The sequence below is a fragment of the Mycolicibacterium gilvum genome, assembly GCF_900454025.1.
Taxonomy (GTDB): domain Bacteria; phylum Actinomycetota; class Actinomycetes; order Mycobacteriales; family Mycobacteriaceae; genus Mycobacterium; species Mycobacterium gilvum.
This window is the reverse complement of the sequence record NZ_UGQM01000001.1, coordinates 206,256-231,355: the sequence shown is the minus strand read 5'-3', so window position 1 is coordinate 231,355 and position 25,100 is coordinate 206,256. Positions and strand designations below refer to the sequence as shown.

Annotated in this window: 19 protein-coding genes; 7 read left to right on the top strand and 12 right to left on the bottom strand. The window is 69.9% G+C overall.

All coding sequences use genetic code 11. The annotated features are described in order from the left end of the window. Positions 1-55: 55 nt before the first annotated feature. From DYE23_RS01085 to DYE23_RS01065, 5 genes are all read right to left on the bottom strand, one after another. Positions 56-943 (bottom strand): enoyl-CoA hydratase/isomerase family protein, encoded by an 888-nt coding sequence (locus tag DYE23_RS01085; RefSeq protein ID WP_115326259.1) that lies wholly within the window; start codon positions 941-943, stop codon positions 56-58. Then, a complete protein-coding gene (gene fadD4, locus DYE23_RS01080; RefSeq protein WP_115326258.1) occupies positions 940-2,490 on the bottom strand; it encodes a fatty-acid--CoA ligase FadD4 in 1,551 nt (516 codons plus the stop codon). The genes DYE23_RS01085 and fadD4 overlap by 4 nt, the downstream gene beginning before the upstream one ends. A gap of 141 nt (positions 2,491-2,631) precedes the next feature. After that, the gene (locus DYE23_RS01075; protein WP_115326257.1) at positions 2,632-4,461 is read right to left on the bottom strand and encodes a phosphoenolpyruvate carboxykinase (GTP); all 1,830 of its coding nucleotides are present in this window, start codon (positions 4,459-4,461) and stop codon (positions 2,632-2,634) included. Positions 4,462-4,622: 161 nt separating this feature from the next. Beyond that, entirely contained in the window at positions 4,623-5,849 is a 1,227-nt protein-coding gene (locus tag DYE23_RS01070) for a hypothetical protein (protein WP_115328828.1), read from the bottom strand. A gap of 20 nt (positions 5,850-5,869) precedes the next feature. After that, positions 5,870-6,838, bottom strand: coding sequence for a hypothetical protein (locus DYE23_RS01065; protein WP_172527681.1), 969 nt, complete (start codon positions 6,836-6,838; stop codon positions 5,870-5,872). A gap of 190 nt (positions 6,839-7,028) precedes the next feature. Here DYE23_RS01065 and trmB point away from each other — a divergent pair, with 190 nt between their 5' ends. Genes trmB through DYE23_RS01050 form a run of 3 tightly spaced genes read left to right on the top strand, consistent with a single transcriptional unit; the run spans position 7,029 to position 11,908 of the window. Next, on the top strand, positions 7,029-7,820 hold the full coding sequence (trmB, locus tag DYE23_RS01060; protein ID WP_115326256.1) for a tRNA (guanosine(46)-N7)-methyltransferase TrmB: 792 nt from the start codon (positions 7,029-7,031) through the stop codon (positions 7,818-7,820). Next, entirely contained in the window at positions 7,817-8,530 is a 714-nt protein-coding gene (locus DYE23_RS01055) for an NYN domain-containing protein (protein WP_011891456.1), read from the top strand. Before trmB ends, DYE23_RS01055 begins: the two co-directional genes overlap by 4 nt. A 60-nt stretch (positions 8,531-8,590) precedes the next feature. After that, complete coding sequence (locus tag DYE23_RS01050) at positions 8,591-11,908, top strand: efflux RND transporter permease subunit (RefSeq protein WP_115326255.1); 3,318 nt, start codon at positions 8,591-8,593, stop codon at positions 11,906-11,908. Positions 11,909-11,992: 84 nt separating this feature from the next. Here DYE23_RS01050 and DYE23_RS01045 read toward each other — a convergent pair whose 3' ends face one another. After that, complete coding sequence (locus tag DYE23_RS01045) at positions 11,993-13,144, bottom strand: AI-2E family transporter (protein ID WP_011891458.1); 1,152 nt, start codon at positions 13,142-13,144, stop codon at positions 11,993-11,995. Positions 13,145-13,221: 77 nt separating this feature from the next. On the opposite strand from DYE23_RS01045, the gene DYE23_RS01040 reads away from it, so the two are divergent. Together DYE23_RS01040 and DYE23_RS01035 are read left to right on the top strand one after the other, a co-directional pair. Continuing rightward, on the top strand, positions 13,222-14,325 hold the full coding sequence (locus DYE23_RS01040; RefSeq protein WP_011891459.1) for a lysylphosphatidylglycerol synthase transmembrane domain-containing protein: 1,104 nt from the start codon (positions 13,222-13,224) through the stop codon (positions 14,323-14,325). Between the two features lie 9 nt (positions 14,326-14,334). Continuing rightward, positions 14,335-14,724: a DUF3054 domain-containing protein gene (locus tag DYE23_RS01035; RefSeq protein ID WP_115326254.1), complete on the top strand. Its 390-nt coding sequence runs from the start codon at positions 14,335-14,337 to the stop codon at positions 14,722-14,724. Positions 14,725-14,729: 5 nt separating this feature from the next. Here DYE23_RS01035 and DYE23_RS01030 read toward each other — a convergent pair whose 3' ends face one another. From DYE23_RS01030 to DYE23_RS01015, 4 genes are all read right to left on the bottom strand, one after another. Next, on the bottom strand, positions 14,730-16,073 hold the full coding sequence (locus DYE23_RS01030; protein ID WP_115326253.1) for a HAMP domain-containing sensor histidine kinase: 1,344 nt from the start codon (positions 16,071-16,073) through the stop codon (positions 14,730-14,732). A 46-nt stretch (positions 16,074-16,119) separates the two neighbouring features. Then, positions 16,120-16,866 carry a response regulator transcription factor gene (locus tag DYE23_RS01025; protein WP_011891462.1) on the bottom strand — a complete coding sequence of 249 codons (747 nt, stop codon included), beginning with the start codon at positions 16,864-16,866 and terminating at the stop codon, positions 16,120-16,122. A gap of 8 nt (positions 16,867-16,874) precedes the next feature. Then, a complete protein-coding gene (locus tag DYE23_RS01020) occupies positions 16,875-17,276 on the bottom strand; it encodes a heme-binding protein (RefSeq protein ID WP_115326252.1) in 402 nt (133 codons plus the stop codon). A 149-nt stretch (positions 17,277-17,425) separates the two neighbouring features. Then, positions 17,426-17,836, bottom strand: a complete 411-nt coding sequence (locus DYE23_RS01015; protein ID WP_115326251.1) for a hemophore — start codon at positions 17,834-17,836, stop codon at positions 17,426-17,428. 270 nt (positions 17,837-18,106) lie between these two features. Between DYE23_RS01015 and DYE23_RS01010 the strand changes: the two genes are divergently transcribed. After that, entirely contained in the window at positions 18,107-21,043 is a 2,937-nt protein-coding gene (locus DYE23_RS01010) for an MMPL family transporter (protein ID WP_115326250.1), read from the top strand. Beyond that, positions 21,040-21,546 (top strand): XRE family transcriptional regulator, encoded by a 507-nt coding sequence (locus DYE23_RS01005; protein ID WP_115326249.1) that lies wholly within the window; start codon positions 21,040-21,042, stop codon positions 21,544-21,546. The genes DYE23_RS01010 and DYE23_RS01005 overlap by 4 nt, the downstream gene beginning before the upstream one ends. A gap of 3 nt (positions 21,547-21,549) precedes the next feature. On the opposite strand, the gene DYE23_RS01000 is transcribed toward DYE23_RS01005, so the two are convergent. Continuing rightward, positions 21,550-22,794 (bottom strand): glycosyltransferase, encoded by a 1,245-nt coding sequence (locus DYE23_RS01000; RefSeq protein ID WP_115326248.1) that lies wholly within the window; start codon positions 22,792-22,794, stop codon positions 21,550-21,552. Beyond that, positions 22,794-24,989, bottom strand: a complete 2,196-nt coding sequence (locus DYE23_RS00995) for an MMPL family transporter (RefSeq protein WP_115326247.1) — start codon at positions 24,987-24,989, stop codon at positions 22,794-22,796. Before DYE23_RS00995 ends, DYE23_RS01000 begins: the two co-directional genes overlap by 1 nt. Positions 24,990-25,100: the final 111 nt, after the last annotated feature.

Genomic DNA, 25,100 nt, shown 5'->3' with positions numbered 1-25,100 from the left:
CTGCGGCGTGTCGCGTGCAGGAACGCTCACTCACCGGGCATGGACCGCGCTGGTTTCACCCGACAGCGTCGACCAGCCCCCACCGCAGCCCGGTGGCGGCATCGATCGACCGCCCGGACAACACGAGATAGGCTGTGCGCCAACGACCGATCCTGCGGGTGATGCTGACCGTGCCGCCCGCGCCGGGGATCAGACCCAGCGCGAGCTCCGGAAGTCCGAGCACCGCACCGGCGTCGCAGGACACCGTCCCGCAGAACGCGGCCATCTCCAGTCCACTGCCCTGCACCTGGCCGTGGATCTCGGCCCGGCATTTCTCGCCCAAGCGGGCGGTGATCTCGGCGAGCACCAGCGCGGGGCTGTGCCGGGTGCGGGCGAGATGCGCACTGGCCGGGTCGGTGAACGTGCCGAATTCCGCCAGATCGCCACCGCTGCAGAACGACGGGCCGTTTCCTGCGAGCACCACCCCGGTGACCGACGGGTCCAGCCGCGCGACCTCCAGCGCGTCCAGCAGCGCCGCGCGCGCGTCGGTCGAGAACGCATTGTGGCGTTGCGGGCGATTGAACCTGATGGTCAGCACATCGTCGACGCGTTCGGCCACAACGGGATCGGCGATCTCGGGCACCCGGGCCGGTCCTCGCGCGTCGAGCCACCGGGCGAACTCGGCCCCGGCCTGCAGGGTCGAGTAGGCCAGCGACTCGGTGATGACGCCGGTGAACGTGCACCCCTGCGGATCGAACGCCCGCAGTACGTCGTCACACACCGCGGCCGCCTGCGGCCACCGGAGACACCGTTCGGTCAGCTCGGCGAGTGCCTCGTCGACCGACGCGACCCGCACCGCCCGCCGGTCGTCGGTGTCCTCGTCGGTGAGCGTGAATGTTGCGGCGTCGGAGGGTGTTCCGACGCCGACGACGATCCCGCCCGCGAGCTCGACCAGAGTGTTCACGAGTACTTCTTGATCAGCTCCTGCTTGTACAGCTTGCCGGTGTCGGTGCGGGGCAGCTGCTCCTCGAACGACAGCGACCGCGGACACTTGTAGTGCGCCAGGCGATCCCGCAGCCAGCCGATGAGTTCGTCGGCGAACTCTTCGGTGGCGTCGGCCTGGTCGACGAGCTGGACGACGGCCTTGACCCGCTGGCCCATCTCCTCGTCGGGAATGCCGAAGACGGCCGCGTCCATCACCTTCGGATGGGTGACGAGCAGGTTCTCGGCCTCCTGCGGATAGATGTTGACCCCGCCCGAGATGATCATGTGGTGGCGCCGGTCGGTCAGGAAGAGGAAGCCCTCCTCGTCGACATACCCGATGTCTCCCACCGTCTTCCAGCCCTGCGGGTGCCGTGACGACGCGGTCTTGTCCGGATCGTTGAGGTACTCGAAGTCGTAGCCGCCCTCGAAGTAGATCTCCCCCGCCTCACCGGCCGGCAGCTCGTTGCCGTCCTCGCCGACGATGTGCACGACACCCGTCAGCGGCTTACCGACCGAGCCCGGCCGTTCCAGCCACTGCTCGGCGGTGATCAGCGTCGAGCCGTGCGCCTCGGAGGACGCGTAGTACTCGTCGACGATCGGGCCCCACCAGTCGATCATCTGCTTCTTGATCTCCACCGGGCACGGAGCGGCGGCGTGCATGACGCGCTGCAGGCTCGACACGTCGTACGATTTGCGCACGTCCTCGGGCAGTTTCAGCATCCGGGTGAACATCACCGGCACGAACTGGCCGTGCGTCACCTTGTACTTCTGGATCGCGTCCAGCGCCCCCTCGGCGTCGAACTTCTCCATCACGACCGTCGTGATCCCGCCGGCCTGAACCTGCATCGACCACACCGACGGGGCGGTGTGGTACAGCGGCGCCGGGCTGAGATAGACCGCGTCGGGGTGCATCCAGAACTCCACCAGCATGGCCATCATGCCGGGCACCTCGGCCGGAGGCAGGTGCGGCAGTTCGCGTTTGATGCCCTTCGGCCGGCCCGTGGTCCCCGAGGAGTACTGCAGCAGGTCACCGTCGATCTCATCGGCGATCGGGGTGTCGGGCTTGTCGGCCACACACTCGGGGTAGCGCTGCCAGCCGTCCACATCGCCGCCGGAGGCGCTGGTCGCCGACAATTCGGCTCCGGCGACCAGCAGCAGCTGCGGCAGACCGTTCGGCAGTTCGGCCCCGAGTCCGGCCAGGGTGTCGGCCAGCTTGGCCGATCCGACGATCGCCTTCGCGCCGCTGTTGTCGACGATGTAGGCCACCTCGGCGGCGGTGAGATGGGTGTTGATCGGCACGTAGTACAGACCGGCGCGTCGGGCAGCCCACATCACCGCGTGAAAGTGCTCGTTGTTCTCCATCAGCAGCGCGACCGCGTCGCCCTCGACGAGACCTGCGTCGCGGAACAGGTGGGCGAGCCTGTTCGCCCGTGCCTCCAACTCTCCGAAGGTCACCACCGTTCCGGCGGGATACATGATGACGGCGGGCTTGTCCGGGGTGGCAACAGCGGTGTCGCGAATCTGCATGGACAGACTCTACTAAGTCACAGTTGACACGTGTCAAGAAGTACCGCATCGCAGCGGCGCAGACAGGCCGCGAGCGTGCGCGGAATGCACACCGCGAGCGGCGTGTCCACTGCAGACACGCACGCTCGCGGTGAGGGAAAGTCAGTTCTCTTCGGCCAGGCGCGTCTTGAGCGCGTCGAACTCGTCCTTGATGCCGGTCGGCAGCTTCTCGCCGACGAACTCGAACCACTCCTCGATCAGCGGGAGCTCGGCGCGCCACTCGTCGACCTTCACGTCCAGCGCCTCATCCACATCGGCGGCGTTGACGTCGAGTCCGGACAGATCCAGGTCGGCCGCGGTCGGCACGATGCCGATCGGGGTGCTCTTGCCGTCGGCCTTGTGCTCGATGCGCTCGACGGCCCACTTCAGCACGCGGCTGTTCTCACCGAACCCGGGCCACAGGAAGCGGCCGTCGTCGCCACGGCGGAACCAGTTGACGAAGAACACCTTCGGCAGCTGCGACTCGTCGGCCTGCTTGCCGATGTTGATCCAGTGCTGGAAGTAGTCGCCGACGTTGTAGCCCAGGAACGGCAGCATCGCCATCGGGTCGCGGCGCACGGTGCCGACCTTGCCCTCGGCGGCGGCGGTCTGCTCCGAACCCAGCGTGGCGCCGATGAACACACCGTGCTGCCAGTCGCGGGCCTCGGTGATCAGCGGCACCGTGGTCTTGCGGCGGCCACCGAACAGGATCGCCGAGATCGGCACACCCTGCGGATCGTCCCACTCCGGGGCCAGCGTCGGGCACTGCGAGATAGGGGTGCAGTAGCGCGAGTTCGGGTGCGCCGCTTTGGTTTCCGTCTCCCGCAGGACCCAGTCGTTGCCCTTCCAGTCGATCAGGTGGTCGGGCTCACCCTCCAGGCCCTCCCACCACACGTCACCGTCGTCGGTCTTGGCGACGTTGGTGAAGACGGTGTTGCCCGCGGCGATGGTCTTCATCGCGTTCGGGTTGGAATCCCAGTTGGTGCCCGGCGCGACGCCGAAGAACCCGAACTCGGGGTTGGTCGCGTAGAGCCGGCCGTCCTTGCCGAAGCGCATCCACGCGATGTCGTCGCCGACGGTCTCGGCGCGCCAGCCCGGGATGGTCGGCTGCAGCATCGCCAGGTTGGTCTTGCCGCACGCCGACGGGAACGCCGCGGCGATGTAGTACGCCTTGTTCTCCGGGCTGATCAGCTTCAGGATCAGCATGTGCTCGGCGAGCCAGCCCTCGTCGTGGGCCATCGCCGAGGCGATGCGCAGCGAGTAGCACTTCTTGCCCAGCAACGCGTTGCCGCCGTAGCCCGAGCCGTAGCTCCAGATCTCGCGGGTCTCCGGGAAGTGGGTGATGTACTTGGTGTCGTTGCAGGGCCACGGCACGTCGGCCTGGCCGGGTTCCAGCGGGGCGCCGATCGAGTGCAGCGCCTTGACGAAGAAGCCGTCGTCGCCGATCTTCTCCAGTGCCGCGGCGCCCATCCGGGTCATGGTGCGCATCGACACGACGACGTACTCGGAGTCGGTGAGCTCGACACCGAGCTTCGGATCCTCGGCGTTCAGCGGGCCCATGCAGAACGGGACGACCCACAGCGTGCGGCCGCGCATCGAGCCGCGGTACAGGTCGGTCATGATGCCGCGCATCTCGGCGGGGTCCATCCAGTTATTGGTCGGACCGGCGTCGATCTCGCGCTCGGAGCAGATGTAGGTGCGCGACTCGACCCGCGCCACATCGGACGGGTCGGACAGCGCCAGGTAGGAGTTCGGCTGCTTGTCCGGGTTCAGCTTCTGAAAGGTGCCTGCCTCGACCAGATGCGCGCAGAGGCGTTCGTACTCCTCCTCGGAGCCGTCTGCCCACGCCACTCGGTCGGGCTGCGTCAGCTCCGCGACTTCACGGACCCAGGCGAGGAGGCCCTCGTGCTTGGTCGGCGCGGAATCCAGTCCCGGGATGGTCGCTGCGGTCATGCTGTGTCGTCTCCCCTGCATCTGCTGAGCGAGCGGTCTGCCTGGACGCAAGCGCCCGGTCGGTGCCGGAACACGCTCGCAGTGAAAGGCAGCCGCGGCCGTCACTGTGTATTGAGGTTAACCCTGGTGACATACCCGCCGTTAACCAGGAGCATGTCCATTCACTCACAGGAACGATTCAGATGGCCACCACCGGCAGGTCTACCGACGGGTAACACGGGCCCGTCCGGCGGCCGCTGCGAGAGGCGTTGTATTTCGGCGTCCAGTGAGGCGATGCGACGGCCCAGCGCGACGTCCTCATCGGACCTCGCGCCGGCTCCCGCCCCGCCCGCCTCCACCGCGAGGATCCCGGTCCCGACCCGCTCGTCGGCAGCGGCCCGCACCGCGGCGACCGCATCGGCCGCCCACGCCTGCAGCACCGCCCGGTCGTGCAGCAGGGCGCGGGCGCGCACCACCCACGCGGTCGTCAGGAACCCGAGGACGCCGCCGACCGCCAGACCTGCCGCCGTCAGTCCCGGCGCCAGCCCCGCCACGAAGCGGGTGACCACCATCGCCACCCCGAGCCCGAACCCCGCACCCAGCACCGCGGTCAGCCGCCGCTCCAACCGCCAGGACCGTGACGGCGGGTCCGGAGGCGGGTCCGCCGGCAGGTTCACGGGGACGTCCCCGCACCCGACGTCGGCCCCGGTCACGTCGGTGACGTCCTGCTCGATGCCGGCAAGGACCTCGGTGCAGCGCTCCCACGCGTGCTGCGGGAAGTCCGCGACGTCGCGCCGGCCGACCGCGCCGGCCCGGTGCAGCAGATCGGCGCGCAGCGCGACGCACCGGCGCCGGACGTCGTGGGACAGCGTCACCCTGAGCTGACGAAGGTCCCGAGATGACCTGCCCGCCGCGTCCAGCCGGGTCCGCCGTCGCAGCGCGACCAGCCCATCCCGTTCGTCCTGCAGCTGACTCACTCGAAACTGCCTGGTGCGCAACGAGTTTCGGGCCCGCTGCGTCGGGTCGGCGAGTGCGCGCCGCAGTATGTCGACGAGGTCGTCGAGCCGGGGTTGACCCAACCGCGGCGCGGCCGCGACACCGAGCCACGGCACGCCGGCCAGCCGCCCCGACGACCGGTCCGCCACGGCGCGACCGGCCTCGAGTACCTCGCGCCAGCCGCGGTGATCGTCGATCTTCGACACCACCGCGACCACGACCTCGGCGTCGACCGCTGCCGCATCGGCCAGCACGCAGTCCGACTCGGTCAACGGCGCCACCGCCGACACGACGAACACCACCGCGACGGGCGTCGTCCCGGCCTCCGCGCCGTCGAGGACGCGCACGGCCGGCATCCGGTGCCGCAGCCCGGCCGCGACCGCGCTGACCCCGGCCCGCGGCGGTCCGGTCACGAGTACGACCTCCGGAGCGCTCACCGCGACCGTCCGAGAAGCCGCAGCGAACCGCGCGCGATGTCGGCCGCGCACTGCTGGTGCAGCGCGTTCATCGGGGTGTGGGCATAGCGGCGCCATCGGAGTGCACGGCGCAGGTGGGCCTCGGCGTCGTCGCGCGGATCGACACGCAGACCCGCCGCCTGCATCAGGTCGACCGCGGCGGCCATCACGGCGATCACCACCGCGTCGCCGGTCAGGAACGACCAGAGACCGTCGTCGCCGGTCTCGACGGCCAGGTGCGCCAGTTCGTCGAGGGCGCTGCGCACCCTGCGGTAGCCGACCTCGGCGGCCGTCCCGGCCAGGACATCGAGGACCCGTTCGGCGCCGCTGAGCGCGTGCAGCGACGACGCGACCTCCGCCCGCGACGCCCCGCCGGCCACCGCCAGCACCGCGTGCGCGATGCCGAAGCGGTCCAGCCGGGCCACCAGTGCCCGGCGCACCGACGCGGGCACGGCGTGGTCACCGGCGAGGAACGCGTCGACCGACGTCATGTCCGCCGGTGCGGTCGTCAGCGTCCGCAGCGCCTCGAACAGGTCGTCGTCGATCTCGACGCCGGCGAGAAGCGCGACCATCGGCACGACCGGCACACCCGTCGACGCGGTCAGTTCGGTCGCGGTGCGCTCGGCGTGGGCCAGCGGCCCGCCGTGCACCCGGCCCGCCAGGTCGGCCTTGGTGAGCACGACCACCACGGGTCGCGAAGCCCTCAGCAGCCGCCGGTCCTCGGGCTTGAGCGTTTCGGCGACGGCCACGACGTGCACGTCGGCGGCGGTGGACGGCGGCGCGATCCGCACTCCGGCGGCGGCCAGCGCGCCCGTGACCGTGCGGCAACCCACGCCGGCCCGCCCCTGGACCGTGACGCTCAACGGCGCCCGCAGCCTCGCGTCGACGGCCGCCAGGGCTGGACGGTCGGCGACGAACTGCGCGAGCACTTCGGTGAATATCGGCACGCCCGACCCTCCGGTCCACGAGGGCCGGCGGGAACCGTCCCCGAAGAAATCCTGGCATCGGTCGCAGGTGGCCGACGACACATCTTTTACGCGTCCGGCACCCTGGGTACGTGCACGGGTACTTGCCTGTACCAGCGGTAGGCAACTGTTGGGTATCAATCTGTAACACGATGCGGGGAGCACGGTCTTGATGAGCGACCATGGACGGATGCATTCCACGGGTTCCGAGGTCGCCGCACCGGTGGCTCCGGACCCCGACACCGAGGGTGTCCATCCGCACTTCAACCGCAGGGTGACCAGCTTCCGGGCCCGCCGCTCGACGATCTCCGACGGTCAGCAGGCCACCTGGGACCGGCTGTGGCCGCAGCTCGGACGGCAGGCCCGCGACGGCGACGAGCCGCCCGGCCCGCTCGACACGAACGCCTGGTTCGGGCGCCACGCGCCGGTGGTGCTGGAGATCGGTTGTGGCACCGGCACCTCGACGCTGGCGATGGCCCAGGCAGAGCCCGGGATCGACGTCGTCGCGGTCGAGGTCTACCGGCGCGGACTGGCCCAGCTGCTCAGCGCGATCGACCGCACCGCCGCGACCGAACACCCGGTCTCCAACATCAGGCTGATCCGCGGTGACGGCGTCGACGTCCTGACCCATATGTTCGGGTCCGCGTCGCTGACCGGCGTCCGGGTCTTCTTCCCCGACCCGTGGCCGAAGGCACGCCACCACAAGCGCCGCCTGCTGCAGCCCGACACGATGGCGCTGATCGCCGATCGCCTGCGGCCCGGCGGTGTCCTGCACGCCGCCACCGACCATCAGGGGTACGCCGCGCACATCGCCGAGGTCGGCGACGCCGAGCCCCGTCTGCGCCGCGTGGCGATGGACTCCGCTGACCTGCCGATGTCGGTCACCCGGCCCGTCACCAAATACGAACGCAAGGCGCTCGCCGGACCCGTCGTGACCGAGCTGCTCTGGGAGCGGACGCCGTGAGCATGACCGAGAACATGCCGGCGAGCACCGACGAGGCCCCGGTCACGCCGGCCGACCTCGGCGCCGACACGGCCCTCGCGGCCCGAGTCCTGCTGGTGTGGGACGCGCCGAACCTCGACATGGGTCTCGGATCGATCCTCGGCGGGCGGCCGACCGCCGCGCACCGTCCCCGCTTCGACGCACTCGGCCGCTGGCTGCTGTCGCGCACCGCCGACCTGTCCACCGAATACGCCCGGACAGGCCGCACGGTGGCGCTGGAACCCGAGGCGACCGTCTTCACCAACATCGCGCCCGGCAGCGCCGACGTCGTCCGGCCCTGGGTCGAGGCACTGCGCAACGTCGGCTTCGCGGTGTTCGCGAAGCCGAAGATCGACGAGGACAGTGACGTCGACAGCGACATGCTCGCCCACATCGCACTGCGCAACGAGCAGGGGCTGGCCGGTCTGATCGTCGCCTCGGCGGACGGTCAGGCGTTCAAACAACCGCTGGAGGACATCGCCAGGAGCGGTGTCGAGGTCCAGGTACTCGGATTTCGCGAACATGCCAGTTGGGCATTAGCGTCGGATACCTTGGAGTTCGTCGATCTGGAGGACATCCCTGGTGTCTTCCGGGAATCGTTACCGAGAATCGGACTTGATTCGCTACCCGAGCAGGGCGCATGGCTGCAACCGTTCCGGCCGCTGTCGTCGCTACTGACCTCGCGCGTCTAGACACACAAGCATCGGTGACGACGTGCGCGGACCGATTGACATGAACTGAAGGAGCGAAACGTGTTCGCCTGGTGGGGTCGAACGGTGTACCAGTACCGATACATAGTGATCGGTGTCATGGTCGCACTGTGCCTGGGCGGCGGCGTCTACGGCATGAGCCTGGGACAGCACGTCACCCAGAGCGGTTTCTACGACGAGGGCAGCCAGTCCGTCCATGCGTCGCTGGTGTCCGACGAGGCCTACGGCCGCGACCGCACGAGCCACGTGGTGGCGATCCTCACGCCGCCCGACGGCGAGAAGGTCGACAACCCGGAGTGGATGGAAAAGGTCACCGGCGAGCTCAACGATCTCGTCGCCGAGAACGAGGACCGGATCGTCAGCTGGGTCGGCTGGCTGCGCGCACCGGACGCGGCGGCCGAGACCGTGCAGCAGATGAAGACCGAGGATCTGTCCAAGACCTTCGTCAGCATCCCGCTCAAGGGCGAGAACGACGACGAGATCCTGAAGAACTACCAGGCGATCGAACCCCAGCTGTCCCAGGTCAACGACGGCGGCATCCAGCTCGCCGGACTCCAACCGCTGGCCAGCGAGCTGACCGGGACCATCGGCGAGGACCAGAAGCGCGCCGAGGTGGCCGCGATCCCGCTGGTCTGCGTCGTGCTCTTCTTCGTCTTCGGTGGCGTGATCGCCGCGGCCCTGCCCGGCATCATCGGCGGTCTGACCATCGCGGGTGCGCTCGGCATCATGCGGGTGTTCGCCGAGTTCATGCCCGTCCACTTCTTCGCCCAACCCGTCGTCACCCTGATGGGGCTCGGCATCGCGATCGACTACGGCCTGTTCATGGTGAGCCGGTTCCGTGAGGAGATCGCCGAGGGCTACGACACCGAGGCCGCCGTCCGTCGCGCCGTGATGACGTCGGGCCGCACGGTCATGTTCTCGGCCGTCATCCTGGTGGCGTCCTCGGTACCGCTGCTGCTGTTCCCGCAGGGCTTCCTGAAGTCGATCACCTACGCCATCATCGCGTCGGTCATGCTCGCGGCGATCCTGTCGGTCACGGTGCTGCCCGCCGCGCTGGCCATCCTCGGCCCCCGCGTCGACGCGCTCGGCGTCCGCTGGCTGCTGAAGTTCGTCAACAACGAGGTGTCCTCGGATCCCTCGAACACCCGCACCAACCAGTTCGCCATCGCTTCCATCCCGGCCGGCCTGCTGCTCCCGCCGGTGGGCATCTTCCTCGGCCACCGGGCCCGCAAGCAGATCCGCCAAACCGGTGAGCAGGGGCTGCCGCTGACCATGATCGGCCTGGCCCTGGGCTACGTCGGGCTGCTCGGCTGGATCGCCTACCTCGCGATCGCCAACAGGGAGTCCCTGGGCGACGGCCTGTACTGGGTCCTCATCGGCGTCGTGATCTTCGTCGCCGTCGTCGCCGGAGGCCTGGCACTCGCGCGCTACGTCCCGCTGGCGCGCGGTCCCATCGTGTGGTGGGTCGAGTGGCTGGCCGAGAAGACGCAGAAGACCAAGACGCGCGCCGAGGTCGAGAAGGGCTTCTGGGGCAAACTCGTCAACGTCGTGATGAAGCGGCCGATCGCATTCGCCGCGCCGATCCTGATCGGCATGATCCTGCTGATCCTGCCGCTCGGCCAGCTGGCGCTGGGCGGTATCAGCGAGAAGTATCTGCCGCCGGACAACGGTGTCCGTACGGCGCAGGAGGACTTCGACCGCACCTTCCCCGGCTTCCGCACCGAGCCGCTGACGCTGGTGATCGAACGCCAGGACGGCGAGCCGGTCACCGACCAGCAGCTCGCCGAGGTGCGCGCGAAGGCGATGACGGTCCCCGGCTTCATCGATCCGGACAACGATCCGTCCAAGATGTGGCAGGAGCGCGCCGCCCAGGACACGGGAACCAAGGATCCGTCGATCCGGGTGCTGCAGAACGGACTGGTCGACCGCAACGACGCGTCACAGAAGATCGACGAGCTCCGTTCCATCCAGCCGCCACGCGGTGTGGACATCTCGGTCGGCGGCACGCCCGCGCTGGAGCAGGACAGCATCCACAGCCTGTTCGACAAGCTGCCGCTGATGGGTCTGGTGCTGATCGTCACGACGACGATCCTGATGTTCCTCGCGTTCGGCTCGATCGTGCTGCCGATCAAGGCGGCGTTGATGAGCGCCCTGACGCTCGGCTCGACGATGGGCATCCTGACGTGGATGTTCGTCGACGGCCACGGCTCCGGGCTGATGAACTACACACCGCAGCCGCTGATGGCCCCGATGATCGGCTTGATCATCGCGGTGATCTGGGGTCTGTCGACCGACTACGAGGTGTTCCTGGTCTCCCGCATGGTCGAGGCCCGCGAGCGCGGGCTCTCCACGGCCGAGGCCATCCGCATCGGCACCGCGACCACCGGCCGCCTCATCACCGGCGCGGCTCTGGTGCTGGCCGTGGTCGCGGGTGCGTTCGTGTTCTCCGACCTGGTGATGATGAAGTACCTGGCGTTCGGCCTGCTCATCGCGCTGCTGCTGGACGCGACGATCATCCGTATGTTCCTGGTGCCGGCGATCATGAAGCTGCTCGGCGACGACTGCTGGTGGGCGCCGCGCTGGATGAAGCGCATCCAGGAGAAGCTGGGCCTCGGCGAGACCGAACTGCCCGACGAGCGCAAGCGTCCCGCCGTGCGCGAGGAGCGCGAGGCGCCCGCAGAGGCGCTCGTCGGCGCCGGCGGACCCCCGGTGATGGCGCCGCCGCGCGCACTGCCGCCGCACGACCCCACGCATCCCGCGCCGGTGCGGCCTCCCGCCGTCACCACCCGGATGGGCACCCCGACGTACCCGGACCCGGCGGCCGCCGGGACCACCCGCATCCCGACCGCCCCGCCGCGGCCACCCGTTACTCCTCCGCCCCCGGCGCAGGACGAGCCGCAGACGACCCGGCTGTCGATCGCGAAGAACGCGGTGCGCAACGCGGTCAGCGGAGCCGCGGCCGCAGCGCAGCGCGCGATGCCGTCCTCGTCTCCCACTCCGCCGTCTCCCACACCGCCGTCTCCCACACCGCCGCCGTCGGGCTCTCCGGCCCGCGATGAGCGGGAGATCGAGTCGTGGCTCGGCGACCTGCGCGGCGGCGGCACCACCGGCCCGGCCGGCGCGCCGCAGCCGATGCGCCCGTCGGCCGAACCGACCCGGGCGATGCCCGACAGCGGTGAGGACGCCGCGTCCGACGACGAGCCCGACGACACCGCCACCCGGGCCATCCCGGCGCAGCGCAAGCCGGACGCCGAGGCGGCGACGGAGAAGCTCAACACCCGGCCCGATCCCAATGCACCGCGCCGCGGTGGCTCCGGTGTCAGCGCGCAGGACCTGCTGCGTCGCGAGGGCCGACTGTAGAGCCTGCCGTTTCGCGAAACCGCCCCCACGGTTGCTGCGCACGCCGCGTCTCTACCGTGATGGCGGTTTCGCGAGGCGGCAGCGCTACTCGCGGGCCTCGACGTCGTCGGGTTCGGCGTTGACCAGGCCCTCGTCCTGCTCTTCCATCGCCTGTTCCTCGGCGACGGGGTCATCAGCGGTGAGCACACGGATCGCGCTGTTGAGGAACGCCAGCACGGGCACCGCCAGCAGCGCGCCGACGATGCCGGCCAGGACCGCGCCGCCCGCGATCGCCAGCACGATGGCCAACGGGTGGATCGCCACGGCGCGGCCCATCACCAACGGCTGCAGGACGTGGCCTTCGAGCTGCTGCACCGCGATGATCAGGCCGAGCGTGATCAGCGCGTAGATCCAGCCCTTCGCGATCAACGCGACGATCACCGCGAGGAACCCGGTCACCACCGCGCCGACCAGCGGGACGAAGGCGCCCATGAACACCAGCGACGCCAGCGGCAGCGCCAGCGGTACGCCCATGATCGCCAGGCCCACCCCGATGCCGATCGCGTCGACGGCGGCCACCAGGAACGTCGCCCGCACGTAGCCGATCAGCGACCGGAAACCCGCCCGTCCGGCGTCGTGCACCCGGCCCCGCACATGGGACGGGAAGATCCGGGTGACGAAGCTGAAGATGTTGCGGCCGCCGTGCAGCAGGAAGATCAGCGTGAAGAACACCAGCAGCGCACCGGTGACGATCTCGGTCAGCGTGCCCGCGGTCGACAGCGCACCGCTGGTCAGCTTCTCCTGGTTGCTCTGCAGCGCCTCGATCGCCGTGTCGCGGGCCTGGTTGATCTGCTGGTCACTGACCTGCAGCGGACCGTCGGTGAGCCACTTGCCGACCCCCTCGATGCTCGTCGACACCTGACCCACCAGATCCGGTGCGCCCTCGACGAACTGGGTCACGACGAACGCGAGCAGCCCCCCGAACAACGCGAAACCGGTGAGCAGCACCAGCGCGACCGCCCCGCCGCGGGGCGCGCCCCGGCGGTCCAGGAAGTCGACGACGGGCAGCAGCAGCGCCGCGATGATGGTCGCCAGCGCGACCGGCACCACCAGGATCTCCAGCCGCAGCACCAGCCACAGCAAGGTGACGATCGCGGCGAAGATCACCAGCAGACGCCACGACCACGCCGCGGCCATGCGGACCAGGGGGGTCACCGAGTCGTCGGCGATCGAATCGAAGGGCGGGCGGGCTGACATTCCGGTAGCGTAACGGCGCCGCAGGCCCGTGCCCGGGATCTGCGATTCCCGCCGATTCCGGGCTTACTCTGAGGGGCGTGTCCCACGACGTGCCCGCGAGCGACACCCTGCCCGGATCCGCCGGCGCCGCGCGTGGCCGCGGCAAGTACTGGTGGCTGCGCTGGGTGGTCATCGCGGTCGCGGTCATCGTGCTGGCCGTCGAGATCGCGCTGGTGCGCGACCAGCTGGCCAAGGCGTGGAAGAGCCTGCTCTCGGCGAACTGGGTGTGGCTGATCGCCGCGGTGGTCGCGGCGATGGCGTCGATGCACAGTTTCGCCCAGATTCAGCGCACCCTGCTGCGCTCGGCCGGGGTGCGCGTGCACCAGTGGCGGTCCGAGGCGGCGTTCTATGCGGGCAACGCGCTGTCCACCACGCTGCCGGGCGGCCCGGTGCTGTCGGCGACGTTCCTGTACCGCCAGCAAAGGCTCTGGGGCGCAACACCTTTGGTGGCGTCCTGGCAGCTGGTCATGTCCGGGGTGCTGCAGGTGATCGGGCTGGCCCTGCTCGGGCTCGGCGGGGCGTTCCTGCTGGGCGCGAGCAAGAACCCGCTGTCGCTGATCTTCTCGGTCGGCGGTTTCGTCGCGCTGATCCTGCTCGCGCAGGCCGTCGCGACGCGTCCCGAGCTGATCGACGGGATCGGCGCGCGGGTGCTGACGTGGTTCAACTCGGTGCGCGGCAAGGACGCCGACACGGGGCTGGCCAAGTGGCGCGAGATCCTGTCCCAGCTGGAGGCGGTGCAGCTCGGCAGGCGTGACCTCGGCGCGGCGTTCGGCTGGTCGCTGTTCAACTGGGTCGCCGACGTGGCCTGCCTGCTGTTCGCGTGCTACGCCACCGGCTGGCATCCGTCGATCGCCGGTGTCACCGTCGCGTACGCGGCCGCGCGCGCCGTCGGTTCGATCCCGCTGATGCCGGGCGGGTTGCTCGTCGTCGAGGCGGTGCTGGTGCCGGGCCTGGTGTCGAGCGGCATGTCGCTGGCCGCGGCGATCTCGGCGATGCTGATCTACCGACTGATCAGCTGGATCTTCATCTCGGCGATCGGCTGGGTGGTGTTCTTCTTCATGTTCCGCACCGAGCAGCAGATCGATCCCGACGCCCCACCACCCGGCAACGGCGCCGAGCCGGCGCCGCGCACGGACGATTAGCCTTCACCCGTGACCACCGAACCCTCCTCTCCCGGATCCGCGCTGAAGGCTCTCGCCGCCGACCTGGTGTGCGTCGTGGTGTTCTGCACGATCGGGCGCCGCAGTCACGCTGAGGGCCTGAGCCTGGCCGGGATCGCCGAGACCGCCTGGCCGTTCCTGACGGGCACCGCCGCGGGCTGGGTGCTGGCCAGGGCGTGGCAGCGGCCGGTCGCGTTGCTGCCGACCGGGGTGATCGTGTGGGTGGCGACGGTCGTCGTCGGGATGCTGCTGCGCAAGGTCACCGGGCAGGGCACCGCGACGAGCTTCATCGTGGTCGCATCGCTGACGACCGCGGTGCTGCTGCTCGGGTGGAGAGGTGTCGCCCTCGCCGTGTCGCGCCGTTCGGCCCGCACCCGATGACCGGCTCAGGACTCTGAATCAGCCGATGGCACAAGGCTTGTCGAGATCGTCAGGGTCGCGCGCAGTCCGCCGAGCGGTCCGTCGGTGAGCTCGATGGTCCCGCCGTGCAGCGCGGCCTGCTGAGCCACCAGCGCCAGCCCCAGCCCGGAACCGCCGGGAGCCGCGGTGCTCCCGCGGGAGAACCGGCCGAGGACGGTCTGGTGCTCGTCTGCGGGTAGGCCGCGGCCGTTGTCGTCGACGACGATCGTCATCGCCGAGTTCTCCCGGCGGGCGCTGAGCACGATCTGGCCCGCCTGCCCGTGGGTCACGGCGTTGCGCACCAGGTTGTCGACGGCCAGCCGCAGACCGGTCGGCCAGCCCTGCACGGTGCCCAGGTCGTCGGCGGCGTCGATGTCGATCTGCACGTCGCGGCTGACCCGCATGTTCTCCCGCGCGACGCGGTCGAGCAGGTCGGCGACGTCGATCGGCTCACGGTCCTCGACCTGGGCGAGCTGGCCCGACGCGAGCTGACCGAGCGCGGTGATGATGCCCTCGACACGGCGCTGGGCACGGGCCAGGTCGGCGACGACCTCGTCGCGTTCCTCGTCGGGCAGATTGTGGATGCGCAGTGTGTCGAGGTCCGCGCGCATCGCCGTCAACGGTGTGCGCAGCTCGTGGGCGGCGTTCGCGGCGAAATCCTGGGCGGCCTGCAGCGAGTTCGTGGTGACCCGCTGGGCGGCGGCGAGCCGGTCGAGCATCGCGCTCATCGCCTCCGACAGGTCCTCGGCTTCGCGCACCCCGCGCACCGCCGGAATCTGTTCGGCGCCGTCGCCGAGTTGCTTGGTGTGCTCGGTCAGCTTGCGTAGCGGGCGGATCGCCGGGCCGGCGAGCAGCCAGCCGAGCACTCCCGCGAGCAGCACCGTGACCACCCCGACGCCGATGTAGAACGGCACCCGGGCCGCGCTGAGCAGGATGCTGTCGGCCCGGATGCCGATCGACATCAGCACCCCGCCGCCTTCGTCGACCGGGATGGTCCGCACCCGGTACTCGACGCCGTTGACGATGACGGTCTCGGTGCCCGGCGGCAGCGGCGGCAGCTGGAATCCGCGCTGGAACACCACCTGGCCCGACGACCGCGACCGGCCCGTCTGCAGCACCCCGCGGCGCGGGTCGGTCAACTGGTCGGGGAACACACTGGCGTCGACGATCGCGTCGAGGCGCCGATCCAGTTGCGCCGCATCGTTGTTCGCCAGCACCAGCGAGGTCAGGATCGTGAACGCGGCGACGACGGCGGCCGCCGCGGCCGCCGACGCGATGGCGACGCGGGTGCGCAGCGAGGCGGAGCTGAGGAAGCGCGGCAATCTGGGCACGGCGACCCTCACGAAGCCCGCGCGGTCGAGATGTGCGGGCCGTGCGTCACGCCTCTTCTCGCAGCACGTAGCCGATGCCGCGCACCGTGTGGATCACCCGGGGAAGGCCGTCGCGCTCCAGCTTGCGCCGCAGGTAGGACACGAAGACGTCGGCCACGTTGGTGTCGACGTCGAAGTCATAGCCCCAGACGAGCTCGAGCAGCCGCTGCCGGCTCAGCACCACGCCCGCGTTCTCGGCGAGCGCGGCGAGCAGATCGAATTCGCGTTTGGTCAGCTCGACCCGTTCGCCGGCCACGAACACCAGCCGGCGGGCCGTGTCGATCGTCAGCGATCCGACGGTCATGGTGTCCGACGTCGGATCGGAGTGGTGCGCGCGCCGCAGCAGCGCATGCAGACGCGCGACCAGTTCACCCAGATCGAACGGCTTGGTCAGGTAGTCGTCGGCGCCGGCCTCCAGGCCGGCGATCCGGTCGTTGACCGTGTCGCGGGCCGACAGCACGCAGATCGGTATGTCGTTGCCGAGCGCGCGCAGCGCGGTGACGACCGCGACCCCGTCGAGTTCGGGCATCTGCACGTCGAGCACCAGCGCGTCGTGCGACTCACTGGACAGCAGCCGCAGCGCTTCCTTACCCGTCGCGGCGACCCGCACGTCGAACCCCGAATGCCGCAGACCCCGGGCCACCGAGGTACGGACATCGGGGTCGTCGTCCACCATCAGAACCGTCCGGCCCGCGCCGTCGTGGGCAGACGGCTCCCCCCCGCGAGCGGGAGGAGCGTCCACCCGGTCTCGCATCGGTGCGATTAGAAGTCAGGTCCGTCCGGGTCCGTCGGCGTGAACCCGCAGCGGTGCTTGATGTCGGCGAGCGGCTGGCGCACACCCTTGAGCTCGGCTTCCACCTGCGGATGCAAGGCGAGGTACTCGGCGACCTCGGCGTCGATCTGGGCGCGCGGCGCACCATGCAGGTTGCTGAAGAAGGTGTTCACCTCGGGGTGGGTGAACAGGTAGGCCGACGTGGCCGCCGAGACACCGGATGCGACACCGGCGAAGTCGGCCGCGGTGCAGTTCGGCGGATGGTTCTGCGGGGCGGGCTGGGCGGAGGCCGGCGCTGCGCCGAGCACACCGAACAGCACGGCGCCGGACACCGCACCCGCGCCGAGTACACCTGCAACCGCGCGGCGCACCATCGGGGCCGAGTTCAACATGGAGGCTCCTTCTTGAGGGGTTAGAGAGACCGGGACCCATTCCAGCCGCCGGCACGACCATCCTAGGAAGCTAAGCAGAACAACCGGACACTTTCTTGCCTAGCGGTTAATCGACAGTGAGAAAGTCAGCAGACGAACGCCGTCGAGGGTCACCGGGGCGGCGGTGCGGCGTCGTGGGCCACCGGCTGTGCCGCGTTCTGCTGGGCGGCCTGCATCAGCCCGAAGATCTGCGGCAGCGTGACGGGTAGCCGGCAACGGCCCGACAGCGTCGCCAGCGGCGCCTGCAACCGCTGCAGATCGGAGGCGACCTGCGGGTTGGCATCGAAGTACGTCTTGAGCGCGGCGATCGACTCGGGTCCGCCCTGCTGCGAGATGGACGTCAGCGCCCTGTTCGCCTTCGGGTTGGCCTCCAGGTAGTTGCCGGTGTAGGTGGCCACCTCGGCGACCGTCCGGGCCACCTCACTGGCCGCGCACGGGTCGGGCGCCGCGGACGCCGACGGTAGGACGGGACCCACGACCAGAGCCGCGGCGAGCGCCGCGACACCGAGTGCTGAATTCATTGCGAACTCCTAACGGTTTGCACGCGTTGCAGCCGCTGCGCAAACTCACTGCGATCATTGGTAAAGGATCCCCGACGCTGTTGCGGCGCTGTCGCCATAGTGCCATCGACCCCGTCGGGGTGACGACCCCAGCGCGCGAACGTGCAGGTATTAAGGCTGCATGAGGCATCTCTGGCAGGGCTCTCGTGGTCAGCCCGAGGACAGGTACCTGCTGTACGCTTCCGCTACGAAAAGCCGGGGAGAAAGTGGGGAGCTCCGATCCAGCAGTTCATGATGCGCGTGAGCAGCAACCTGCGCAGATTCCGCTGGGCGGTATTCGCGGTGTGGCTGTTGCTCCTGCTGCCGTCGGTCTATCTGGCCATGAACCAGGCGGGCAACCTCACCGGGGGCGGATTCGAGGTCGAGGGCTCACAGTCTCTCTACGTGCAACGCCAGCTCGAAGCGCAGTTCCCCGATCAGGGCGCCTCCCCGCTGGCGCTCGTCGCGGCGCCGAGGCCGGACGCCTCGTTCGAGGACATGAACAACGCCGTCGCCCAGCTGGAGAGCCTTGCCGCGGAGATCCCCAGCATCACCGTCGTCCCGTCGCCACAGCAACCGCCCCCGCAGCCCGACCGACCGTATGTCGTCACCCTGGCGATGGACTTCGAGAACACCGGCGCGGTCGACATCGCCAAGCAGCTGCGCGAGAAGGTCGGCGTCGACGGCGAGGACGCCGGGGAGACCGAGAACGGCAAGGTCCGCCTCTACGTCATCGGGCAGGGCGCGCTCGGGGCCGCGGCGACCGAGGCCACCAAGGACGACATCGCCCAAGCCGAGAAGTGGAACTTCCCGATCGTCCTGGTGATCCTGCTGGCGGTGTTCGGCTCGCTGGCCGCCGCGGCGATGCCCCTGCTGCTCGGGGTCTGCACGGTCGTCGTGACGATGGGCGTGGTCTTCGTCCTGTCGATGTACACGACGATGTCGGTGTTCGTGACCTCGACGGTGTCGATGTTCGGCATCGCGGTCGCGATCGACTACTCACTGTTCATCCTGATGCGGTTCCGGGAGGAGCTGCGCGCCGGGCGCGAGCCCGAGGACGCCGCCGATGCCGCGATGGCCACCTCCGGTCTGGCGGTGGTGCTGTCGGGCCTGACCGTCATCGCGTCGGTGACCGGGATCTATCTCATCAACACCCCGGTGCTGCAGTCGATGGCCACCGGCGCGATCCTGGCCGTCGCGATCGCGGTGCTGACCTCGACGACGCTGACGCCGGCGGTGCTGGCCACCTTCGGCCGCAGGGCCGCCAAGCGGTCGTCGTACCTGCACTGGGGCCGCGGCGTCGAGGCGACCCAGTCGAAGTTCTGGACCCGCTGGACCGGCTGGGTGATGCGCAGGCCGTGGCTGTCGGCGATGGCCGCGGCGGCGGTGCTGCTCACGTTCGCCGCGCCGGCGTTCTCGATGATGCTCGGCAACAGCATGCAGCGGCAGTTCGACACCACCCACGAGATCCGCGGCGGGGTCAGCGCGGCCGCCGAGGCCCTGGGGCCGGGCGCGCTCGGACCCATCCGCGTGCTGATCACCTTCCCCGACGGCGACGCCGCGTCGGCGTCGGCCAAGGAGCCACTGCTGGCCGAACTGCGCCAGACGATGGCGGGGGCGCCGAACGTGGTGTCGGTGACGCCGCCGGTGTTCGGCACCGACTACCGCATCGCGCTGCTGTCGGCGGTGCTGTCGGTCGACCCCGAGGACATGGGTGCACGCGAGACCATCGACTGGATGCGCGAGAAGCTGCCGCCGGTCGCCGGGGACGCCGCGAGCATCGACGTCGGCGGGCCGACCGCGCTGATCAAGGACTTCGACGACAAGGTCTCGGCGACCCAGCCGCTGGTGTTCGCGTTCGTCGCCCTGATCGCGTTCGTGATGCTGCTGGTGTCGATCCGGTCGGTGTTCCTGGCGTTCAAGGGCGTCCTGATGACGGTGCTGTCGGTGGCCGCCGCGTACGGCTCACTGGTGGTGGTGTTCCAGTGGGGCTGGCTGTCGAGCCTGGGCTTCGATCAGCTCTCGTCGCTGGACAGCACCATCCCGCCGCTGGTGCTGGCGCTGACGTTCGGCCTCTCGATGGACTACGAGATCTTCCTGCTCACCCGGATCCGGGAGCGTTTCCTGCAGACCGGCAACACCCGCGACGCCGTCGCCTACGGGGTGTCCACCAGCGCACGCACCATCACCAGCGCGGCGCTGATCATGATCGCGGTGTTCATCGGTTTCGCGTTCGCCGGCATGCCGCTGGTCGCCCAGCTCGGGGTCGCGTGTGCAGTCGCGATCGCGGTGGACGCGACGATCGTGCGGCTGGTGCTGGTGCCCGCGCTGATGGCGATGTTCGACGAGTGGAACTGGTGGCTGCCCCGCTGGCTGGACCGGCTCCTGCCGTCGGTGGACTTCGAGAAGCCGCTGCCCAAGGCCGACATCGGCGACCTGGTCATCATCCCCGACGACATCTCCGCGCTGGCACCGTCGGGGTCTGATCTGCGCACCGTCGTCAAGTCCGCGGCGAAGCTGAAGACCCTGGTCCCGCAGGCCGTCACCGTCGCCGATCCGTTGGCGTTCAGCGGTTGCCTGCCCTGCAACAAGATGACCGGCACCCGGGTGGGCCGCGACGAACGCATCACCGCCGCGGTCAGCAACCGGGCGCACGGCAAGACCGTCGCGGTGAAGCTGCCCAAGCATCCGGTGACGATGTGGCGGGGCCGGCTCGACGTGGCGCTGGAGGCGCTGGCGACCGAGCGCGCGCAGAACGAGGACCACCCGACCATCGAACGGATCAGCCCGCTGGAGACCACCAACGTGCTGCTGCCGACCGGGGACCGGTTGCAGATCCCGACCGGGGCCGAGACCCTGCGTCTGAAGAGCTACCTGATCCTGGAGCGCAACAGCACCCGCGATTTCTCCGAGTTCAGCGAGCTGGTCGACTCGATGGACACCAGCACCGCGGCGGAAGTGCTGGCGTCCATGGACCGGTACTACTCTGGGCAGTCGGCGCGCGACCAGCAGGCGGGCGCCCGCACCCGACACTGGGTCGCCACCCAGTTGGTGCGCCGGCTGGCCGAGCCCGCGCCCGCCGACGGACCTGACATCGCGGCGGCCGGAGCCGACGGAGAGGCGGAATGGGCAACAGTGAGGCAGCGCTGCCTGTCGGTCGCGGTGGCCATGCTGGAGGAGACCAGGTGACCCCGGGCGTGTCCCAGACCCCGCAGACCCGGCGCGACACCGGCGCCGAGAGCGCGACTCCCCCGCCCGCCGACACCCGGCCGGTCGAGTTCTGGCCGACCGCCGCGATCCGCGCCGCGCTGGAGGGCGATGACCTCAGCGTGTGGCAGCGCATCGTCGTGGCGATCAAGCGGGACCCGTACGGGCGCACCGCCCGCCAGGTCGAGGAGGTCCTCGAGACCGCGCGGCCGTACGGCGTGTCGAAGGCGATGGCCGAGGTGCTCACCCGGACCCGCGAACACCTCGAGGCCAACGAGTGCGCCGAGGTGGCCCGCCACGTCCGCCTGCTGCTGGAGCGCTCCGGGCTCGGCGAACAGGAGTTCGCGTCCCGCATCGGGGTGCCCGCCGACGACTTCGCGACGTATCTGCAGGGCTCCGTCAGCCCCGCCGCGTCGCTGATGATCCGGATGGGACGGCTCTCGGACCGGTTCGCCCGCATGCGGGCTCAGCGCCCACCCTCATAGCGGCTACTGCTCCTCGGGCAGCGCGCACCGCGCCACCAGACGGCTCTCCACCACGTCCGCGCCGCGGGCCACGCCGCCGGTCGCGGCGAATCCCGCGGCCACCCGTGCCGCGCCGCCGGTCATCGTCGCGGCGGTCTTCACCGCGGTGCGCAGCCGCCCGACGCTGAGCTTGCCGGCAGGCAGCCTGGTGCCGCATCCCGCGAGTTCCACCCGGCGGGCCACCTCGAACTGGTCGCGACCGAACGGGACCACGCAGACCGGAACCCCTCGGGCGAGCGCCTTCTGGGTGACCCCCATCCCGCCGTGGGTGATCACGCAGACGGCGTGTTCGAGCAGCATCGAGTGCGGGGCGAACCGGACCTGGGTGACGCCGGGCCGCGTCATCACGTCGACGTCACCGGTGGGTGCCGTCACGACGAGGTGGACGGGTTCGTCGCGCAATGCCTCGACGGCCGTCTCGACCAGCGCCGCGTCCGACTGCCCGACCGAGGACGTGGTGACCAGCACGATCGGGTCGTCGATCTGGTCCAGCCACGAAAGTCGTTGCGCCACACGGGGTTCGAAGACGGCCGGGCCGATCATGGTGACCGTCTCGCCCCAGTCGGTGTGCGGGTACTCCAGTGGCTTGCCCGTCGCGACCAGCACTGCGGGGGCGCGCAACAGCAGGTCGCCGGCGGTACGCACCGGCGTCAGCCCCAGCGCACGGCGCAGCGGTGCGATCTGACGGGCGAACGGCCGGTCGAACACCGCCGTGGTGACCAGCCCGATGCCCCAGTCACGGATCCTTCCCAGCGGTCCCGGCCACGGCGTGGCGCCCGGACCGAACGGCGGGGCCCCGGGCGAGCGCAGATACGGCGTGAACGGCGAGAGCACCACCCACGGCCGTCCCAGCGTCTCGGCGACCGACATCGCACCCCAGCAGTTCGCGTCCACGATCACGACATCCGGCTGCACGGACTCGACCGCGGACAGCAGGTCGGCGACCTCCAAAGGTGCTCGCGCGGTGAGTACTTCGACGGTGTCGGCTGCCGCGCGCACGGTCCCGGTCAGGGTGTCGTCGGCCTGGATCGCCTCGATGCGCGGGTCGACGGCGGCGGCGGTGAATCCTTCGTCCCGGCAGATCTGCAGTCCGGCGGCCAGGGTGCGGACGTGGATGTCGTGGCCTCGGCGCGCGAGTTCCTGCAGTACCGCACAGAACGGGAACAGGTGCCCGAGCGCGGGCGCGGTGTAGGCCAGGATCACCGCCATCACACACGCTCCCGCACCACGGCACGGGTCGGCAGGCGCGGCGCCCACCAGTTGAACCGGCCCAGCAGTTTCATGTACGCGGGCAGCAGCACCATCCGGACGAGGGTGGCGTCGACGAGCACCGCGAGGACGAGTCCGACACCGAACATGCGCATGAAGGACACCTGCGCGGCGATCAGCCCGGCGAACGAGATCGTCATGATCAGCGCCGCCGCGGTGACGACACGGCCGGTGTAGGCGAGGCCGAGGACGACGCTGCGGTCGAGGTCGGCGGCCGATCGGCCGCTGCGCAGCCAGAACTCGCGGATACGGGCGAGCAGGAAGACCTCGTAGTCCATCGACAGTCCGAACGCGATGCAGAACAACAGCACCGGGATGGTGGCGACCAGGGTCCCCGTCGGCGTCGTCCCGAACGCCCCGAGGTGCCCGTCCTGGAATATCCAGACCAGGGCGCCGAATGCCGCGGTGAGTGAGAGTCCGTTCAGTACAAGGGCTTTGAGAGGAAGGACGACGCTGCGGGTGAGGGCGAACAACACGACGAAGATCACCGCCGCGGTCAGGCCCAGGACCGTCGGGAGTTTCTCGGCGATCGAGTCGATGCTGTCGCGGTTGACCGCGGCCGCCCCGGTCATCACCACGTCCCGCCCGCCGGGGCCGGGCACCGCCTTCAAGTCGGCCAACTGGTTCTCCGACTCCGCCGAGAACAGCGCCGCACTTCCGGTGACGGTGAGATAGGCACTGCCGTCGGCGATCTCGGCGCCGACGGCGGCGGGTCCGGCCGGTCTGCCGTCGACGAAGGTGCCCGCCGGAGCCGCGACGGCGGTGACGTCGGGGACGCGCGACAGGTCGGTCGCATAGCGCTCCCAGTCCGCGTCGCTGATCCCGCTGGCATCGGGGACGACGACGGTGGTCTCGGTGCCGGAGAGGCCGACGAACTGCTCGCGCAGCTGATCACCGACCTGATGCGCCGACGCGGAAGCCGGCAGCACCCGGTCGTCGGGGTAGCCCCATTTCACGCCGAGGAACGGCAGGCCGGCGCACACCAGCAGCGCCGAACCGGCCAGGCCCACCGGAAGTGCATGCCGCAGCACGAACTGCGTGCTGCGGAACCAGAATCGGTGGTGCACCGCGTCCCGGCCGTCGCCGTCCGCACGGTGCCGGCCGGGCCGTCTCATCAGACGATCACCCAGCAGCACCATCAACGCCGGTGAGAAGACCAGCGCCGCAACGGCGCACAGCACCACGGTGGCGACCCCGGCGTAGCCGAACGATCGCAGGAACGGCACGTCGAACAGGACCAGCGTCGACATCGACAGCGCGACGGTCAGCGCCGAGAACACGATGGTGCGTCCGGCCGTGGCCATCGTGGTGCGCAGTGCTCGCGACCGGTCGTGGTCGAGTGTCATCTCGTCGCGGAACCGGCTGACGATCAACAGCGTGTAGTCGATCGCGAGCGCCAGCCCGAGCGCCGACGCGAGGTTCAGCGCGAAGATCGACACATCGGTCCCCATCGCGATGAGCCGCAGCACCGCCATCGTCGCGACGATCGCGACCACCGCGACCAGCACCGGCAGTGCCGCCACCAACAGCCCGCCGAACACCCAGACCAGCACCGCGAGGCTCAGTGGCACCGCGATCGACTCCATGATGAGCACGTCACGCAGTGTCTGCGTGGTGATCTGGTCGAAGACCATCGCCGAGCCGCCCGGGGTGACCGACACCGACGACCCGCCGGCCGCGAGGTCGGCGTCGATGCGCTCCACCAGTTCCCGCGCGTAGCCGGGTCCATCGCTCTCCCCGCCCCTCAGGTCGGCGACGATCAGGTCGGCCCGCCCGTCGGCGCTGCGCAGTCCCGCCGCCATCTCGGGCGGCGACGTCCACGGCGACAGCACGCCCAGCACATTCGGGCTGCCTGCGAGGAGATCGACGATTCGCCGGCCTTCGGCGGCGGTGGCTTCACCGTCACCCTCGCCGCCGGAGACCACCAGGATCAGCTGGACGTCGCCCTTGCCGAACTTCTCCGACAGCACCCGGTTCGCCTGCGAGGACTCCGCACCGGGGTCGGCGAACCCGCCGGCCGACAGGTGCGACACCACGGGGAACCCGATGATGCCGGCCGCCACCGTCAGCAGCGCGATGCACACGACGACGCGTCTGGGCGCTTCCAGCGCCCATCGTGCACAGCGTGACAACACTCCGACCTCATGACAATGCGGGCTCGACGACAACGGAACCACACGTGGTTACCCACCCGCGGCGTCATGACGGCTCGCGGCCCGCACCGTCACCGATCCGTCATGAACGCG

What these genes read in the sequence shown, in the direction of transcription:
- fadD4 (WP_115326258.1), bottom strand. Translation starts at nt 2,490, where the DNA reads ATGCAGATTCGCGACACCGCTGTTGCCACCCCGGACAAGCCCGCCGTC.
- DYE23_RS01075 (WP_115326257.1), bottom strand. Translation starts at nt 4,461, where the DNA reads ATGACCGCAGCGACCATCCCGGGACTGGATTCCGCGCCGACCAAGCAC.
- trmB (WP_115326256.1), top strand. Translation starts at nt 7,029, where the DNA reads ATGAGCGACCATGGACGGATGCATTCCACGGGTTCCGAGGTCGCCGCA.
- DYE23_RS01045 (WP_011891458.1), bottom strand. Translation starts at nt 13,144, where the DNA reads ATGTCAGCCCGCCCGCCCTTCGATTCGATCGCCGACGACTCGGTGACC.
- DYE23_RS01025 (WP_011891462.1), bottom strand. Translation starts at nt 16,866, where the DNA reads ATGCGAGACCGGGTGGACGCTCCTCCCGCTCGCGGGGGGGAGCCGTCT.
- DYE23_RS01020 (WP_115326252.1), bottom strand. Translation starts at nt 17,276, where the DNA reads ATGTTGAACTCGGCCCCGATGGTGCGCCGCGCGGTTGCAGGTGTACTC.
- DYE23_RS01015 (WP_115326251.1), bottom strand. Translation starts at nt 17,836, where the DNA reads ATGAATTCAGCACTCGGTGTCGCGGCGCTCGCCGCGGCTCTGGTCGTG.
- DYE23_RS01010 (WP_115326250.1), top strand. Translation starts at nt 18,107, where the DNA reads ATGATGCGCGTGAGCAGCAACCTGCGCAGATTCCGCTGGGCGGTATTC.
- DYE23_RS01000 (WP_115326248.1), bottom strand. Translation starts at nt 22,794, where the DNA reads ATGGCGGTGATCCTGGCCTACACCGCGCCCGCGCTCGGGCACCTGTTC.